The following is a 15,876-nucleotide window of genomic DNA, read 5'->3' on the forward strand; positions in this document are numbered from 1 at the left end:
CGTACAAGCCTACCCGCGGGTGAACCCCTCGGATTTGGTAGGCTGAAAGCGTCGCAACTGGCGTTGGGTGGCTAACCACCAGGGAGCGGCAATCACGAAGACCACGGATCGTACGCCTGGGCCGAGGGTCATGTTTTGCCGGAAGTGGGCTGCACCCCGTCAGTACCGCAGCACCATGACGTGCGCTGTCACACCTGTCATTGACAGGCCGCGACAGCGCGCCGGCCGGTAGCCTGACCTTAGCAGTGCCCTTACGCCTAGCGAGGAGTTCTCCGTGACTACACCAGCCACCTCAACCACCGCCGTCAGCAATCAGCCACTGGCTGAGCTTGACCCCGAAATCGCCGCAGTCCTGGACCAGGAGCTCGGCCGCCAGCGCGGCACCCTGGAAATGATCGCCTCCGAAAACTTCGCACCGCGTGCAGTCATGGAAGCCCAGGGTTCGGTCCTCACCAACAAGTACGCCGAGGGCTACCCGGGCCGCCGCTACTATGGCGGCTGCGAGTATGTCGACGTTGCCGAGCAACTGGCCATCGACCGGGTGAAGGCTCTGTTCGGCGCCGAATACGCCAACGTCCAGCCGCACTCCGGCGCGCAGGCCAACGCTGCTGCGCTCTCAGCAATGATCACCCCCGGCGACAAGATCCTGGGCCTGTCCCTGGCACATGGCGGCCACCTGACCCACGGCATGAAGCTGAACTTCTCCGGCAAGCTGTACAACGTTGCGGCCTACCAGGTGGAAGAGGACAACTTCCGCATCGACATGGACAAGCTCCGCGAGCAGGCTATCGCCGAGAAGCCGCAGGTGATCATCGCCGGCTGGTCCGCGTATCCCCGGCACCTGGACTTCGCTGCCTTCCGTTCCATCGCTGATGAGGTGGGTGCGCTGCTCTGGACCGACATGGCGCACTTCGCCGGCCTGGTGGCAGCAGGACTGCACCCAAGCCCGGTGCCGTACTCCGACGTCGTCACCTCCACGGTGCACAAAACCCTGGCGGGCCCCCGCTCCGGCGTGATCCTGGCCAAGGAGCAGTGGGCCAAGAAGCTGAACTCCAACGTCTTCCCGGGCCAGCAGGGCGGCCCGCTGATGCACGTCATCGCTGCCAAGGCGGTGGCCTTCAAGATTGCCGGAACCCAGGAATTCAAGGAGCGCCAGGAGCGCGTCCTCGAAGGTGCCCGCATCATCGCCGACCGCCTGAACCAGGCCGATGTCGCCGAAGCCGGCGTCTCCGTCCTCACCGGCGGCACCGACGTGCACCTGGTGCTCGTCGACCTGCGGAACTCCCAGCTGGACGGCCAGCAGGCCGAGGACCTCCTGCACTCCGTGGGCATCACGGTCAACCGCAACGCGGTGCCGTTCGACCCCCGTCCGCCGATGGTCACCTCCGGCCTGCGCATCGGTACCCCCGCCCTTGCCACCCGCGGTTTCGGCGCCGCCGAGTTCACCGAGGTTGCCGAGATCATTGCCACCGCGCTGAAGGCCGGTACCGGCGCGGACGTCGAGGCCCTGCAGTCCCGCGTGGACAAGCTCGCCGCCGATTTCCCGCTGTACCCGCAGCACGAGCAGTGGTAACCAATGACTGAAACCAAAACCGCACAGATCCTTGACGGCAAGGCCACCGCCGCCGCCATCAAGGCCGAGCTGACCGAACGCGTGGCCGCACTCAAGGCCAAGGGCGTCACCCCCGGCATCGCCACTGTGCTGGTAGGCGCTGACCCTGCCTCGCAGCTGTATGTCTCCATGAAGCACAAGCAGTCGGTGCAGATCGGCATGAACTCCATCCAGCGCGAGCTTCCGGCGGACGCCACCCAGGCCCAGGTAGAGGCCCTCATTGACGAACTCAATGCTGACCCTGCCTGCCACGGCTACATCGTCCAGCTGCCGCTGCCGAAGCATCTTGACACCGACGCCATCCTGGAGCGCATCGACCCCGCCAAGGACGCCGACGGGCTGCACCCGACCAACCTCGGCCGGCTGGTGCTGAACGTTAACGGTGAGATCACCACGCCGCTGCCGTGCACCCCCCGGGGCGTCATTGAGCTGCTCGAGCGCAATGGCTACAGCCTGGCCGGCAAGCACGTTGTGGTGGTGGGCCGCGGCGTGACGATCGGCCGTTCCATCGGGCTGCTGCTGACCCGACGGAACGTCAACGCCACCGTCACGCTCACCCACACCGGCACCACGAACCTGCCGGACCTGCTCCGGCAGGCGGACGTCATTGTGGGCGCGGCGGGCGTCAAGCACATCGTCAAGGCAGCGGACGTGAAGCCGGGCGCCGCCCTGCTGGACGTCGGTGTGACCCGCGAGACGGACCCGGAGTCCGGCAAGAGCAGGGTCCACGGCGACATCGATCCCGCCGCTGCGGAGGTGGCCGGCTGGATCTCGCCGAACCCCGGCGGAGTGGGCCCCATGACCGTGGCGCTGCTGATGACCAACGTGGTTGAAGCGGCAGAACGTGCGGCCGAGCACGCGGGTTAGCCACCACACCTGAAGTACGACGGCGGCGCCGCACCTTTCCCAGCGGAAGGCGCCGCGCCGCCGTCGTACGGATGCCCTACTTGAGCTGGCCTCGGATCTCGCCGCCGGGGAAAGTGGCGGTGTGGACGTTCACGTAGTAGCTGCGCGGGCTTTCCGCTATCGCCGCCAGCAGGGCGGGATCGGCCGTGGCGCAGGCTTGCACCACCCAGTCCGTGCCTGCTCCCACCGTGAGCGGAACAACCACCCCGCCTGCCTGGTTGCGTGGGGCGAAGTGGATGTGTGCGGCGGCGGCGGAGACCGACAGGTCGCGGGCTTCCAGCGTGTAGCAGAGCTGGTCCCCGGAGATGGTGTAGCTGAAGAATCCACTGGCACCGGTATTGGAACCGGTTACCTCCTGGGCCGTGTTGAGCGGGACAGCGGGGGTGCCGCCGGGCTTGGCCACGGCAGCACTGCCGGAACCGAGAAGGGAAATGACGGCCGCGGCTGCTGCGGCGGTCCTGAATGCAGAGCGAGTCATGGTCTGGTCCTTTGCTTTGATTCCTGGGCATCCCCGGCCCGACCCAACGTACTCCTGCACTCTGGAGCGGACAAGGGGTTCCGGCTTCCCCACGTGCTGTTCGCCGCCGGTGGAAGGCGGCCGGAGCACCCGCAGTAATTTGAGAGAATGGGCTCATGCAATCTTTGGGCAACCCCTCTTCATCCTCCAAGTCCGCCAAGGCCGGATTTTCCCTGTTCCGGATCAGCGGTCCGGGCCTGATGGTCCTGGTGACCGCGTTCGTGGTGGCCGTGATCTTCGCGGCCAACCAGAACGACGTGGTGGGGTGGGTGGTTGCCGTCATCGCCTTTTTCTGGCTCGCCCTCGCTTCCTTTGTGGTGTTCAGCATCCAGAAGGCGGCCAAGAAGGCAGGCGCCAAGCTGACCGAAGCGCAGAACGCCTTCAGCACGGCTGCCGGGCGCGGCCCGTCCGCGCGGGCCGACCAGGGCGGGACCCGCGTCATCTACGAACGCACCGAAGCCGACGAGGTCCGCGACCTGAAACTGGACCACTCCTTCAAGATCGTCCAGGTGCAGGTCCGGGTGGTGGAGGACGAGCGCGCCAAAGGTGCTGCTGCCAACCAGGACACCATCAACCGCGCCCTGGAAACCATCGAGATTACGGCCACCAACGCCCGGGACATGATCAAGTCCTCAGGCGGCAGCGGCGAGCCGGTGACCGGAACCGTCATCGACTAGAGTGGAACGGGTGAGCTCGGCATTGAACAAGGACCACCTGCGCATCGCATCCGTGAATGTTAACGGCCTCCGGGCTGCGTTCCGCAACGGAATGGCAGCGTGGCTGGAGCCACGCGAAGTGGACATTCTCTGCCTGCAGGAAGTCCGCGCCCCGGACGCCATCGTGCGGCAGCTGCTCGGCGATGGCTGGCATATCCTGCACGCCGAAGCCGAAGCGAAAGGCCGGGCCGGCGTCGCCATCGCCTCCCGGGAGGAGCCGCTGGAAACCCGGAACGGCATCGGTGACGACTACTTCGCCACCGCCGGCCGCTGGGTGGAAGCCGATTTCCGCCTGCGGGACGCCGCGGGAAACCCGGTCCAGCTGACCGTCGCCAGCGCCTACGTGCACTCCGGCGAAGCCGGTACGACCAAGCAGGACGACAAGTTCCGGTTCCTGGATGTCATGACCACCCGGCTCCCGGAACTGGCCAAGCACAGCGACCACGCACTGGTGGTGGGTGACCTGAACGTAGCCCACACGGCCCGGGACATCCGGAATGCTAAAGGCAACGTCAAGAAGGCAGGCTTCCTCCCGGAAGAACGGGCCTACTTTGACCGGTTCCTCGGCGAGGAGATCGGCTGGCAGGACGTGCACCGTAACCTGGCCGGTGACATGGACGGCCCCTACACCTGGTGGTCCCAGCGCGGCAAGGCGTTCGATAACGACACCGGCTGGCGCATCGACTACCACCTGGCCACCCCCGCCCTGGCCTCCGCCGCCATCTCCGCAGTGGTGGACCGCGCACCCTCGTGGGACACCCGGTTCTCCGACCACGCCCCGCTGGTAGTGGACTACCTGCTCTAACCTCCCCAGCTCCAAGCCACCCCAAAGGTTCCTTTACCCATGACTAGCCAGACTTCCCAGACTGCCAAGAAGCGCATCCTCTCCGGTGCCAAGCCCACCGCGGACTCCCTCCACCTGGGCAACTACATCGGCGCGGTGCGCAACTGGGTGGATATGCAGGCCGAGTACGATGCGGTCTTCTTCATCCCCGACCTGCATGCAGTCACCGTGGACTTCGACCCTGCGGAACTGGCCAAGCGCACCCGGATCGTCGCTGCCCAGTACATTGCCGCCGGCATCGACCCGGACAAGAGCATCTTCTTTGTCCAGTCCCACGTGCCCGAGCACGCGCAGCTGGCCTGGGCGCTGAACTGCATCACCGGGTTCGGCGAAGCGTCCCGTATGACCCAGTTCAAGGACAAGACCCAGAAATCCGGGGCGGACGCGGCGACACTGGGCCTCTTCGCCTACCCCACGCTGATGGCCGCGGACATCCTGCTGTACCAGACGGACCTGGTCCCGGTGGGCGAGGACCAGCGCCAGCACCTGGAACTGACCCGCAACCTGGCCCAGCGGTTCAACACCCGGTTCGGCCAGACCTTCACCGTTCCCGAGGCCACCATCATCAAGGAACGCGCCAAAATCTACGACCTGCAGAACCCCACCGCCAAGATGTCCAAGACGGGGGAGTCGCCCAACGGTGCCATCCAGCTGCTCGAGGACCCCAAGGTGGCGGCCAAGCGCATCAAGTCCGCCGTGACGGATGCCGGCACGGACATCCGCTTCGACGCCGAGGAAAAGCCGGGCGTCTCCAACCTGCTCACCATCTATTCGTCCCTCACCGGCAAATCCGTGGCCGATCTTGAAGCCGAGTACCAGGGCAAGATGTACGGCCACCTCAAGGTGGACCTGGCGGAGGTCGTTGTCGACTTCGTGACCCCGCTCCGGGACCGGACCAACGAGCTGATGGCGGACCCGGCGGAACTGGACCGGCTCCTGGCCAAGGGCGCCGAGCGGGCACGGGAGATCGCCACCGTCACGCTCGGCCAGGTCTATGACCGCATGGGCTTCCTGCCGTCCCTCAGCCTCGCCGGAGTCCGCTAGGGCAATGGACACCAGCGTAGGCGTCATCCTGGGGTTCCCGCCTGACATCGCGGAGGAACTGCAGCGCTGGCGGGCTTCCTTCGGGGATCCGCTGGCAACCGTGGTCCCGGCGCACATCACGCTGGTGACCACCACTCCCACCGATAACTGGGGGGCAACCTGCGATCACGTGCGCGAAGTGGCCCGCCGCCAGCGCCCCTTCACCATCACCATCGCCGGCACGGGGACCTTCCGGCCCGTATCCCCGGTGGTGTTCATCAATGTGGAGGAAGGGTTCGACGAGTGCGTTGAGCTGCATCGCCAGCTGCAACAGGGCCCCCTGGAACGTGACCTCCCGTTCGCATACCACCCCCACGTCACCATCGCACACGACGTCGCCCCCGAAAGCCTCGATGAGGCCGAAGCCGTGTTGCGGGACTATAGGGCCACCTTCCCCGTGGTTAGCATGGGACTCTACGAGCACGGTGCGGACGGCATCTGGCAGCTACGGGAAGAGCTGGACTTTGGGAGAGAAAACGACGACGACGGCGCCTCCCGGGCGGAGCGCGTCACCGGCAGTGCCGCCCCGGGCAGCCCGTCCCGGCGGGGCTAAGCGGCAGCCGCTTCCCACCGAACAGGCCCTGCTCCGGCTGGCCGTGATCCGGAAACGGATGGAGTGGGGCAAGTCGCGCCGGGCCGGCGCCGGCCCGCTCGCGAATGCCGTCGGCCTGGCCCAGTGGCTGCTGGCGCGGCTGAACGCCTTCCGTCCTATGCGCGCCTTCAAGCATTACACCCTGCAGCACGGCCCGCTGATGAGCGCGGGCATTGGCTTCAACATGTTCTTCTCCATCACGGGCCTCCTTGCCACCGGGTTTTCGATTGCCGGCCTGGTGCTTCGGGGCCAGCCTGCGCTCCTGGACACCGTGATCGAAAGCGTCGCCCAAAGTGCGCCCGGCCTGCTCAAGGTGAATGGCGGTGCCGGGCTGGTGGATCCGGATGACCTGCTGGATCCCGGCGGGCTGGGCTGGACGGCCCTGGTGGCTGCAGTGGTCACTGTCATCACCTCCCTCGGCTGGATCGCCGGCCTGCGCGACGGCCTCCGCGGCGTGCTTGAGCTGCCGCCGCTGCAGGTAAACCCCATCCTGATGAAGCTGCGGGACGCCGGGACGCTGCTCCTGCTCGGTGTTGCCCTGGTGATCAGTGCGGGTGCTTCGCTGATTTTCGGCACCGCGGCAGGCTGGGTAACGGATTTTCTCAAGCTCGATCCTGTCGTGGCCGGGCCGCTGACCACGTCCATCAAAATAGGCGTCCCGCTGGTACTGAACTGGTTCACCGCGCTGGTCATGTTCCGGCTGGCCGGCGGGCTGAAGCTGTCCCGGCGTGCCCTGCTGGAAGGGACAGTGCTGGCGGCGGTGGGCACCACGGTCCTGCAGATCTTCAGTACAGAACTGCTCGCCGGTGCCGGAAGGAACCCCATCCTGGCACCGTTCGCCATCATCATTGGGCTGCTGATCTGGTTCAACCTGGTCAGCCAGGTCTACCTGGTCTCAGCAGGATGGTCTGCGGTGCGTGAGGCCGACCTGCACTCCCTGCACACGGCGCAGGCCAAGGCCGCCTGGGGTTCACGGCAGGTGCAGCCTGGCAAAGTCCCCGGGCACGGCGGCGCCGCCGCAACAGCTACTGCGCGGCGTCGAGGTACTGGTCGGCCCAGGCAGCAATAATCCGGGCCGCGCGGGCGGCCTGGCCCTTCCCGGTGAGCAGGTGGTCGCTGCCCTCCAGGGAGACGAAGTTCCGCGGATGCCGGGCAGCCTGGAAGATGCTGCTGGCGTTCTCAATCCCCACGGTGTTGTCAGTGGGGGAGTGCAGCACCATCAGGGGCTTGTGCAGCTGCTTGATGCAGTCCGTAAGGTCCGCCTTTTCCAGGTCCTCCACGAAGTGCTTCCGGATCTCGACGCGCTTGCCGCCCAAATCCACCTCTGCGCTTCCTTCGCTGAGGATCTTGTCCAGCGCCGCGTCGAAAACATGGGCCACATGCTTCGGCGAGAAGGGCGCCCCGACTGTTGCGACGGCGTCGAGCTCCGGTATGTGCCGTGCGGCGGAAAGGACCGCCGCGCCCCCGAAGGAGTGCCCCACGAGAAGGGAAATCTGCCTGCCTTCGCTGCGCATGAATTCGGCGGCCTTAACGGTGTCTGCCACCTTGTGGCTGAAGGAACCGGCAGACCATTCGCCGGCGGATTCACCCAGCCCGAGGTTGTCGAAGCGCAGCATGCCCACGCCGGCGTCCGCCAGGGCCTTGCACATCCTCGAAGCGGACGGGCTGTCCTTGCCCAGGGTAAAGCCGTGGGAGAACACACCCCAGCCCTTCACCGGGCCTTCCGGAACGTCGATGATGCCAGAAAGCATCTCTCCGGTGGAACCCTCGAAGGTGACTTTTTCGGAGCGGGACAAAGCGGCCCCTTTCGTTTGTACGGATGCTCTATCACTTTTGGTGCCTAAAACCTCGGTTTAGGAACCAAAAGTGATAGAGCAAGCGGGGGTGATAGAACAACGACGGCGCCAGCCCCCTCGTGCGGGGACGGCGCCGTCGTCTTGATGGGCCTAAGTCAGATCTTGCGGGACAGGATGGCCTGCTTGACCTCGGCGATGGCCTGGGTGACCTGGATGCCGCGGGGGCATGCCTCCGAGCAGTTGAACGTGGTGCGGCAGCGCCACACGCCTTCCTTGTCGTTCAGGATCTCCAGGCGCATGTCGCCTGCGTCATCACGGGAGTCGAAGATGAAGCGGTGGGCGTTCACGATCGCGGCCGGGCCAAAGTACTGACCGTCAGTCCAGAAGACCGGGCAGGAGGAGGTGCACGCGGCGCACAGGATGCACTTGGTGGTGTCGTCGAAACGCTCGCGGTCCTCGGCGGACTGCAGGCGCTCCCGGGTGGGTTCGTGGCCCTTGTTGATCAGGAACGGCATGACCTCGCGGTAGGACTGGAAGAACGGTTCCATGTCCACGATGAGATCCTTCTCCACCGGCAGGCCCTTGATGGGCTCGACCGTGATGGGCTTGGACGTGTCCAGGTCCTTCAGAAGGGTCTTGCAGGCAAGGCGGTTGCGGCCGTTGATACGCATGGCATCCGATCCACAGACGCCGTGGGCGCAGGAGCGGCGGAAGGACAGGCTGCCGTCCATCTCCCATTTGACCTTGTGCAGGGCATCCAGCACGCGGTCCGTGCCATACATGGTGAGGTGGTAGTCGTCCCACGTGGCATCCGCGGAAACCTCCGGGTTGTACCGGCGGACGCGCAGGTGCACATCGAACGTCGGGATTTCGCCGCCCCCGCCGACGCCGGCAGGCAGTTCAATCTTTGAGGCTGGCTCAGCGATTTCAGCGGTCATCTTAGTACTTCCTCACCATCGGCTCGTAGCGGGTAAAGACAACCGGCTTGGTGGCCAGGCGGATGCCGGCAATAGATTCCGCCGATCCGTCAGCCGGGGCGTGGTCGTCCTTGTACGCCATGGAGTGCTTCATGAATTTCTCGTCGTCGCGGTCCGGGAAGTCCTCGCGGAAGTGTCCGCCGCGGGATTCCTCGCGGTGCAGGGCAGCCACGGTCATGACCTTGGCCAGTTCCAGCAGGAAGCCGAGCTCAACTGCCTCGAGCAGGTCCAGGTTGAAGCGCTTGCCCTTGTCCTGGACGTTGATCCGCTTGTACCGCTCCTCGAAGGACGCAATGTCGCGCAGGACCTGGTTCAGGGTGTCAGCGGTGCGGAACACCTGCATGTTGGCGTCCATGGTGTCCTGCAGTTCCTTGCGGATCTGGGCCACCTTTTCGTCGCCGGTGCCGTTGCGGGCAATGTCCAGCAGTTCCGTGGTGTAGGCCAGCGGGTTCTCCGGCAGATCCACGAAGTTGGCGGTCTTGGCGTACTCCGCGGCGGCGATGCCGGCACGCTTGCCGAACACGTTGATGTCCAGCAGTGAGTTGGTGCCCAGGCGGTTGGAGCCGTGAACGGACACGCAGGCCACTTCGCCGGCTGCGTACAGGCCGGGGACCACGGTGTCGTTGTCCTGGAGGACCTCGGTCTCGATGTTCGTGGGGATGCCGCCCATGGCGTAGTGGGCCGTGGGGAACACCGGAACGGGCTCGGTGTAGGGCTCGACGCCCAGGTAGGTGCGCGCGAACTCGGTGATGTCCGGAAGCTTCGCGTCGATGTGGGCGGGCTCCAGGTGGGTCAGGTCCAGGAGGACGTAGTCCTTGTTGGGGCCGCAGCCGCGGCCTTCGCGGACTTCGTTGGCCATGGAGCGGGCCACGATGTCACGGGGCGCCAGGTCCTTGATGGTAGGCGCGTAGCGCTCCATGAAGCGCTCACCCTCGGAGTTGCGCAGGATGGCGCCTTCACCGCGGGCAGCCTCGGAGAGGAGGATGCCCAGGCCGGCCAGGCCGGTCGGGTGGAACTGGAAGAACTCCATGTCCTCCAGGGGGATGCCGCGGCGGAACGCGATGCCCATCCCGTCGCCGGTGAGGGTGTGGGCGTTGGACGTGGTCTTGAAAACCTTGCCCGCGCCGCCGGAGGCGAACACCACGGACTTGGCCTGGAACACGTGCAGTTCACCGGAGGCGAGGTCGTAGGAGACCACGCCGGCAACGCGCTTCTGCCTGTACGGGGTGCCGTCTTCGCGGACTGCGTCTTCCTCGACCGTCAGCAGGTCCAGGACGTAGTACTCGTTATAGAACTCCACGTTGTGCTTGACGCAGTTTTGGTACAGCGTCTGCAGGATCATGTGGCCGGTGCGGTCGGCGGCGTAGCACGCACGGCGGACCGGAGCCTTGCCGTGGTCGCGGGTGTGGCCACCGAAGCGGCGCTGGTCGATCCGGCCTTCGGGCGTGCGGTTGAACGGCAGGCCCATCTTCTCCAGGTCCAGGACGGCGTCGATCGCTTCCTTGGCCATGACCTCTGCGGCGTCCTGGTCCACCAGGTAGTCGCCGCCCTTGACGGTGTCGAAGGTGTGCCATTCCCAGTTGTCTTCCTCGACATTGGCAAGGGCCGCACACATGCCACCCTGCGCCGCACCGGTGTGCGAGCGGGTGGGGTAGAGCTTGGTCAGTACTGCTGTGCGCGCGCGCTGACCGGATTCGATCGCGGCGCGCATGCCAGCGCCACCGGCACCGACGATGACGACGTCGTACTTATGGACCTGCATACCAGACGCTCTTTCTCTCAAAATTCGCAATAAAACAACGGGGCGGCGTTGCCGGCTCCGCAAAACAGGGCCCGCGGGACAGCCCGCGGGCCCGGGACGGTGCTGATACTAGGCAGGGCAGAATCCGCCGGGCAGCTGGACACCATCCACCACGGGGCAGGGATCGAAGGTGAAGATCACCAGGGTGCCCAGGACCACGATGACGACAGTGGCCGCGTACAGCACGGTCTTCAGCCAGCGGCGCGTGGAGTCCTTCTCCGCGTAGTCGTTGATGATGGTGCGCACGCCGTTGGTGCCGTGCAGCATGGCCAGCCACAGCATGGCCAGGTCCCAGAACTGCCAGAACGGGTCGGCCCACTTGCCGGCCACGAAGCCGAAGTCGATGGCGTGGATGCCTTCGCCGACCAGGAGGTTAACGAAGAGGTGGCCGAAGATCAGGACCACCAGGACGACACCGGAGAGCCGCATGAACAGCCATGCGATCATCTCGAAGTTGCCCTTGCTGCCGCCGTGGCGCCGGTATTCGGGAGCGATCCGCCCGCTGCGGGGGCTTTCGATGGTTGCAGACATGGGTCAGTGACCTCCGAAGGCGAGTGACAGGTGGCGGATGGAGAAGCCGATCATCGTGACGGCCCAGAGGCCCAGGACTGCCCACAGCATCTGCCGCTGGTACTTGGGACCCTTCTTCCAGAAGTCCACGGCGATGATCCGCAGGCCGTTGAAGGCGTGGAACACGATGGCGGCAACCAGGCCGGTTTCACCCAGCGCCATGAGGGGATTCTTGTAGGCGCCAATCACTTCGGTGTAGGCCTCGGGGGACACGCGCACCAATGAGGTGTCCAGGACGTGGACCAACAAGAAGAAAAAGATCACTACACCGGTAATACGGTGTCCTACCCAGGACCACATGCCTTCACGGCCGCGGTACAAGGTGCCAGCTGGTTTTGTCGGCACTGATAAACCTCCCTGCAACACAGCGGCGCTGGCATGAGATCCACGCGGGGGGAACGCCTGCTGCGAGAGCACTCGTAGCTCAGGCCTAAATCTAGGCTTCGCTCACAGCTTATTCAATTTAGGGAAGACTTGGTGACCAGCACCGGCGCGGAATCCGCTGTTTTTTGAGACGAACGCCACATAACGGGCACGGTCGCGTGCGCCAGTGTTGCGCGGACCGTCCGCCGTCCCGGGGGCGGCCAGGGCGGGTCGGCTAAAGTAAGCCGTGATGAGTACAGACAAAGTGACAAGCCAGGCATCACCACTTGACCGCTTTATTGCGGTAATTCCGGCCGGCGGTGTCGGGACCCGCCTTTGGCCCCTGTCACGCGCCGCAGCTCCCAAGTTCCTCCACGACCTCACGGGTTCGGGCAGCACGCTGCTGCGGGCCACCTATGACCGCCTGCACCCGCTGGCCGGCAGCCGGATCCTGGTGGTCACGGGTGTGGCCCACCGGGAGGCCGTGTGCCGTCAGCTGCCGGAATTGCACGACTCTGACCTGGTGCTCGAGTCCGAACCGAAAGACTCCGCCGCCGCCATCGGGCTGGCCGCGGCCATCCTGCATCAGCGCGACCCGGACGCCATCATGGGCTCCTTCGCCGCGGACCACGTCATCAGCCCGGACAACCTCTTCCAGGACGCGGTCCGCGAGGCCATCCACACGGCTGCGGCGGGAAAAATTGTCACCATCGGCATCAAGCCCACGCACCCCTCCACCGGCTTCGGCTACATCCGTTCCGGCCAGGGCCTGCGGATCGAGGGCGCCCCTACTGCGCAGGACGTGGTGGAGTTCGTCGAGAAGCCGGACGAGGCCGTGGCCCGGCAGTACGTGGAAAGCGGCAACTATGTCTGGAATGCCGGTATGTTCGTGGCCCCAGTGGCACTGATGCTCAAGCACCTCGAAGCCAACCAGCCAGGCCTCTTCCAGGGCCTGCAGGAAATTGCAGCGGCCTGGGACACCCCTCAGCGCGAAGAGGTCACCGCCCGGGTATGGCCCACGCTGCCGAAGATCGCCATTGACTACGCGGTGGCGGAGCCTGCCGCCGAAGCCGGGGACGTCGCCGTCGTGCCCGGTACCTTCCGTTGGGACGACGTCGGCGACTTCGCCTCGGTGGGACGGCTCAACAGCGCGCGGGAAGTGGACGACGTCACGGTTCTGGGGGCAGGCGCGCGCGTCTTCACCGAGAACTCCAGCGGCGTGGTGGTTTCCGATACCAAGCGCGTGATCGCCCTGATCGGTATCGAGGACGTGGTGATCGTGGATACGCCCGACGCGCTGCTGGTGACCACCAAGGCCAATTCGCAGCGGGTCAAGGCCGCGGTGGATGCCCTCAAGGCCAGCGGGGACACAGACGTCCTGTAACGCGGCGACCGGGATAGCCCCCATTTCCGGCCACCATCGCTAGAGTGAAACCGTGCGCAATTACACTACGGAAGCCCAGCCCACAGCCCTGGTGGCCCCCTGGCTGGACCCGCTCCTGCCGGAACTGATCGATTTCCGCCGGGACCTGCATGCGCATCCGGAACTGTCCTTCAAGGAATTCCGCACCACGGACAAACTCGCCGAACGGCTGGAAGCGGCAGGGTTGGCCCCGCGGCGCCTGGAGGGAACAGGCCTCACCGTAGACGTGGGCGAAGGACCCATCGCGACAGCTCTCCGCGGCGACATCGACGCCCTGCCGATCATCGAGGAGACCGGGCTTCCGTTTGCGTCCAAGAACCACGGCGTGACCCACGCCTGCGGCCACGACGTACACACCACCACCATGCTGGGCATCGCCCTGGTCCTCCAGCGGATGCACGAGGAGCAGTCGTTGGGCGGCACGGTGCGGCTGATCTTCCAGCCGGCTGAGGAGACGATGCCGGGAGGGGCCCACGCGTGCATCGAGCAGGGCGTCCTCGAGGGCGTGCCGCGGATCCTGGCCCTGCATTGCGACCCCCGCATCGAGGTGGGCAAAATCGGCACCCGCATCGGGGCCATCACCTCCGCCTCGGACACCATCCGCATTGAACTTTCCGGCCGTGGCGGGCACACCTCCCGCCCGCACCTGACCGAGGACCTGGTGTTCGCCTTGGCACAGATCGCCGTGAATGTACCCGCAGTGCTGTCCCGCCGCGTGGACGTCCGCAGCGGCGTGTCCGTGGTGTGGGGACAGATCTCCGCAGGGTCGGCACCCAACGCCATTCCCGGCGTCGGCTACATGGCAGGCACCATGCGCTGCCTGGACCGCGACGCCTGGCACGCTGCGGGAGAACTCCTGGACGAGGTGGTCCACCAGGTGGCTGCGCCCTACGGAGTGGACGTCCGCCTGGAACACACTAGGGGAGTGCCCCCGGTAGTGAACTCCGAACACGAGACCGCGCTCATTGAGGCGTCCGCCCGCGCGGAAATCGGCGAGGGCGCCGTGGTCCTGACACCGCAGTCCATGGGCGGGGAGGACTTCGCCTGGTTCCTTGCTGACCTGCCCGGAGCCATGATGCGCCTGGGCACCAAGACCCCGGGCGGTGAGGAGTACGACCTGCACCGCGGGGATTACATCCTGGACGAACGGGCCTTGGGCCTGGGCATCCGGGTGCTCACTGGAGCGGCGTTGCGCACCATCCGCGACCTTTGATGCGGCGCCGGCTGCCGTCGTCGTCCGCTACCAGTTGGTAACAACTTGTAAACAATCTCCCTCCTAGGACGGCGTGTGCTACGGGCCCGTGGCGCAGGCCACTAAAGTAGGGGGCATCAGTGCGCTCCGGCGCAGTGCTGCGTGCCCTCAGTGAAAACAGAATTTCAGTGTAGAAACGGACACTCATTGAATTCGAGCCGTAGCGCCACTCTCTCCTGGAGGAATATTGAAGACATCACTGCGTGCACGCTTTAAGCGCGGTTCAATGGCCGGCGTGGCTGCCGTTGGCGCTTCGGCGCTCCTGCTGACGGCCTGCGGCGCGGCCCCTGAAGCCGGCGGCGGATCCACCGAAGCCGCCAGCGACTACACCGGCTGCATCGTCTCGGACTCCGGCGGGTTCGACGACCAGTCCTTCAACCAGTCCTCCTACGAGGGCCTGAAGAAGGCGGAAGCTGACCTGGGCATCAAGGTCAACCAGGTGGAATCCAAGACCAACAACGATTTCGAGCCCAACCTCCGTGCCATGGTCACGGCGGGCTGCGACCTGACCGTCACTGTGGGCTTCCTGTTGGGCGACGCCACCAAGGCGCAGGCGGAAGCCAACCCTGACAGCCACTTCGCGATCGTCGACTTCGGCTACGAAACCCCCATCGAGAACGTCAAGCCGATCATCTACGACACGGCCCAGGCGGCGTTCCTCGCCGGCTACCTGGCGGCCGGCACCACCAAGACCGGCACGGTGGCAACCTTCGGCGGGATCAAGATCCCCACCGTCACCATCTTCATGGACGGTTTTGCGGACGGCGTGAAGTACTACAACGAGCAGAAGAACAAGAGCGTCAAGCTCCTCGGCTGGAACAAGGAATCCCAGGACGGCAGCTTTACGGGCGACTTCGAGAAGCAGGACGTGGGCAAGCAGCTTACCCGGAACTTCCTGGACCAGGGTGCTGACATCGTCATGCCCGTCGCAGGCCCCGTAGGCAAGGGCGCCGGCGCGGCACTGAAGGAAGCCAAGGCCGCCGGCAAGGACGTCAAGCTCATCTGGGTTGACTCCGACGGCTACCTCACCGCCCCGGACTACAAGGACATCATGCTGTCCTCGGTCATGAAGCTGATGGGCGACGCCGTGGAGACGGTCATCAAGGATGACGTCGAAGGCAACTTCGATAACACCCCGTACGTGGGCACCCTGGAAAACGAGGGTGTCCAGCTGGCACCCTTCCACGATTTCGATTCAGAGGTTCCGGCCGAGCTCAAGTCCGAGCTGGACCAGATCAAGAAGGACATTGTGGACGGCAAGCTGAAGGTCGAATCCGCAGCGAGCCCGAAGGCCTGATCCCTGCCCTAAGCGCCACCCCCGGCTGGTTACAGACTGGCCGGGCGGTGGCGCTTTTTGCTGGCCGTCCTCCTTTCCGGGCGCGCGCCGGCTCATCCCGCGGCTGCACCCACTAGGCTGGAGCTGC

16 protein-coding genes are annotated in these 15,876 nt (G+C 65.5%); 10 read left to right on the forward strand and 6 right to left on the reverse strand.

The window, feature by feature from the left end; genetic code table 11:
- Positions 1-274 precede the first annotated feature (274 nt).
- On the forward strand, positions 275-1,573 hold the full coding sequence (gene glyA / locus ACFWIX_RS06310) for a serine hydroxymethyltransferase (RefSeq protein WP_377215262.1): 1,299 nt from the start codon (positions 275-277) through the stop codon (positions 1,571-1,573).
- A gap of 3 nt (positions 1,574-1,576) precedes the next feature.
- A complete protein-coding gene (locus ACFWIX_RS06315) occupies positions 1,577-2,479 on the forward strand; it encodes a bifunctional methylenetetrahydrofolate dehydrogenase/methenyltetrahydrofolate cyclohydrolase (protein WP_377215263.1) in 903 nt (300 codons plus the stop codon).
- Positions 2,480-2,555: 76 nt separating this feature from the next.
- Here ACFWIX_RS06315 and ACFWIX_RS06320 read toward each other — a convergent pair whose 3' ends face one another.
- Positions 2,556-2,996: a CHRD domain-containing protein gene (locus ACFWIX_RS06320; RefSeq protein WP_377215264.1), complete on the reverse strand. Its 441-nt coding sequence runs from the start codon at positions 2,994-2,996 to the stop codon at positions 2,556-2,558.
- A 155-nt stretch (positions 2,997-3,151) separates the two neighbouring features.
- Between ACFWIX_RS06320 and ACFWIX_RS06325 the strand changes: the two genes are divergently transcribed.
- The 5 genes from ACFWIX_RS06325 to ACFWIX_RS06345 are packed head-to-tail and all read left to right on the forward strand — an operon-like array spanning position 3,152 to position 7,339.
- Positions 3,152-3,712 (forward strand): hypothetical protein, encoded by a 561-nt coding sequence (locus ACFWIX_RS06325; RefSeq protein WP_377215265.1) that lies wholly within the window; start codon positions 3,152-3,154, stop codon positions 3,710-3,712.
- Positions 3,713-3,722: 10 nt separating this feature from the next.
- Positions 3,723-4,556 (forward strand): exodeoxyribonuclease III, encoded by an 834-nt coding sequence (locus tag ACFWIX_RS06330; RefSeq protein WP_377215266.1) that lies wholly within the window; start codon positions 3,723-3,725, stop codon positions 4,554-4,556.
- Positions 4,557-4,595: 39 nt separating this feature from the next.
- A complete protein-coding gene (trpS, locus tag ACFWIX_RS06335) occupies positions 4,596-5,639 on the forward strand; it encodes a tryptophan--tRNA ligase (protein ID WP_377215267.1) in 1,044 nt (347 codons plus the stop codon).
- Positions 5,640-5,643: 4 nt separating this feature from the next.
- Positions 5,644-6,231 carry a 2'-5' RNA ligase family protein gene (locus ACFWIX_RS06340; RefSeq protein ID WP_377215268.1) on the forward strand — a complete coding sequence of 196 codons (588 nt, stop codon included), beginning with the start codon at positions 5,644-5,646 and terminating at the stop codon, positions 6,229-6,231.
- A 58-nt stretch (positions 6,232-6,289) separates the two neighbouring features.
- Positions 6,290-7,339: a YihY/virulence factor BrkB family protein gene (locus ACFWIX_RS06345; protein ID WP_377215507.1), complete on the forward strand. Its 1,050-nt coding sequence runs from the start codon at positions 6,290-6,292 to the stop codon at positions 7,337-7,339.
- On the opposite strand, the gene ACFWIX_RS06350 is transcribed toward ACFWIX_RS06345, so the two are convergent.
- The 5 genes from ACFWIX_RS06350 to sdhC all read right to left on the reverse strand — a co-directional run bounded on the left by ACFWIX_RS06350 (position 7,296) and on the right by sdhC (position 11,759).
- Complete coding sequence (locus ACFWIX_RS06350; protein WP_377215269.1) at positions 7,296-8,066, reverse strand: alpha/beta hydrolase family protein; 771 nt, start codon at positions 8,064-8,066, stop codon at positions 7,296-7,298. The two genes, ACFWIX_RS06345 and ACFWIX_RS06350, sit on opposite strands and share 44 nt — an antisense overlap.
- A 155-nt stretch (positions 8,067-8,221) precedes the next feature.
- On the reverse strand, positions 8,222-9,004 hold the full coding sequence (locus ACFWIX_RS06355) for a succinate dehydrogenase iron-sulfur subunit (RefSeq protein WP_377215270.1): 783 nt from the start codon (positions 9,002-9,004) through the stop codon (positions 8,222-8,224).
- 1 nt (position 9,005) lies between these two features.
- Positions 9,006-10,805 carry a succinate dehydrogenase flavoprotein subunit gene (sdhA, locus tag ACFWIX_RS06360; RefSeq protein ID WP_377215271.1) on the reverse strand — a complete coding sequence of 600 codons (1,800 nt, stop codon included), beginning with the start codon at positions 10,803-10,805 and terminating at the stop codon, positions 9,006-9,008.
- 108 nt (positions 10,806-10,913) lie between these two features.
- On the reverse strand, positions 10,914-11,375 hold the full coding sequence (locus ACFWIX_RS06365; protein WP_377215272.1) for a succinate dehydrogenase hydrophobic membrane anchor subunit: 462 nt from the start codon (positions 11,373-11,375) through the stop codon (positions 10,914-10,916).
- Between the two features lie 3 nt (positions 11,376-11,378).
- Positions 11,379-11,759 carry a succinate dehydrogenase, cytochrome b556 subunit gene (sdhC, locus tag ACFWIX_RS06370; RefSeq protein WP_377215273.1) on the reverse strand — a complete coding sequence of 127 codons (381 nt, stop codon included), beginning with the start codon at positions 11,757-11,759 and terminating at the stop codon, positions 11,379-11,381.
- A gap of 268 nt (positions 11,760-12,027) precedes the next feature.
- On the opposite strand from sdhC, the gene ACFWIX_RS06375 reads away from it, so the two are divergent.
- The 3 genes from ACFWIX_RS06375 to ACFWIX_RS06385 all read left to right on the forward strand — a co-directional run bounded on the left by ACFWIX_RS06375 (position 12,028) and on the right by ACFWIX_RS06385 (position 15,749).
- The gene (locus ACFWIX_RS06375; RefSeq protein WP_377215274.1) at positions 12,028-13,161 is read left to right on the forward strand and encodes a mannose-1-phosphate guanylyltransferase; all 1,134 of its coding nucleotides are present in this window, start codon (positions 12,028-12,030) and stop codon (positions 13,159-13,161) included.
- Positions 13,162-13,213: 52 nt separating this feature from the next.
- Positions 13,214-14,413: an amidohydrolase gene (locus tag ACFWIX_RS06380; RefSeq protein WP_377215275.1), complete on the forward strand. Its 1,200-nt coding sequence runs from the start codon at positions 13,214-13,216 to the stop codon at positions 14,411-14,413.
- Positions 14,414-14,678: 265 nt separating this feature from the next.
- On the forward strand, positions 14,679-15,749 hold the full coding sequence (locus ACFWIX_RS06385) for a BMP family protein (protein ID WP_377215508.1): 1,071 nt from the start codon (positions 14,679-14,681) through the stop codon (positions 15,747-15,749).
- The last annotated feature ends 127 nt before the right edge of the window (positions 15,750-15,876 follow it).

This window comes from Pseudarthrobacter sp. NPDC058362 (genome assembly GCF_042723515.1).
Taxonomy (GTDB): domain Bacteria; phylum Actinomycetota; class Actinomycetes; order Actinomycetales; family Micrococcaceae; genus Arthrobacter.

Coding starts and splice junctions, on each gene's coding strand:
- ACFWIX_RS06365 (WP_377215272.1), bottom strand. CDS start 11,375: ATGTCTGCAACCATCGAAAGCCCCCGCAGCGGGCGGATCGCTCCCGAA.
- ACFWIX_RS06355 (WP_377215270.1), bottom strand. CDS start 9,004: ATGACCGCTGAAATCGCTGAGCCAGCCTCAAAGATTGAACTGCCTGCC.
- ACFWIX_RS06375 (WP_377215274.1), top strand. CDS start 12,028: ATGAGTACAGACAAAGTGACAAGCCAGGCATCACCACTTGACCGCTTT.
- ACFWIX_RS06340 (WP_377215268.1), top strand. CDS start 5,644: ATGGACACCAGCGTAGGCGTCATCCTGGGGTTCCCGCCTGACATCGCG.
- sdhA (WP_377215271.1), bottom strand. CDS start 10,805: ATGCAGGTCCATAAGTACGACGTCGTCATCGTCGGTGCCGGTGGCGCT.
- ACFWIX_RS06320 (WP_377215264.1), bottom strand. CDS start 2,996: ATGACTCGCTCTGCATTCAGGACCGCCGCAGCAGCCGCGGCCGTCATT.
- ACFWIX_RS06325 (WP_377215265.1), top strand. CDS start 3,152: ATGCAATCTTTGGGCAACCCCTCTTCATCCTCCAAGTCCGCCAAGGCC.
- ACFWIX_RS06385 (WP_377215508.1), top strand. CDS start 14,679: ATGGCCGGCGTGGCTGCCGTTGGCGCTTCGGCGCTCCTGCTGACGGCC.
- ACFWIX_RS06345 (WP_377215507.1), top strand. CDS start 6,290: ATGGAGTGGGGCAAGTCGCGCCGGGCCGGCGCCGGCCCGCTCGCGAAT.
- ACFWIX_RS06315 (WP_377215263.1), top strand. CDS start 1,577: ATGACTGAAACCAAAACCGCACAGATCCTTGACGGCAAGGCCACCGCC.
- trpS (WP_377215267.1), top strand. CDS start 4,596: ATGACTAGCCAGACTTCCCAGACTGCCAAGAAGCGCATCCTCTCCGGT.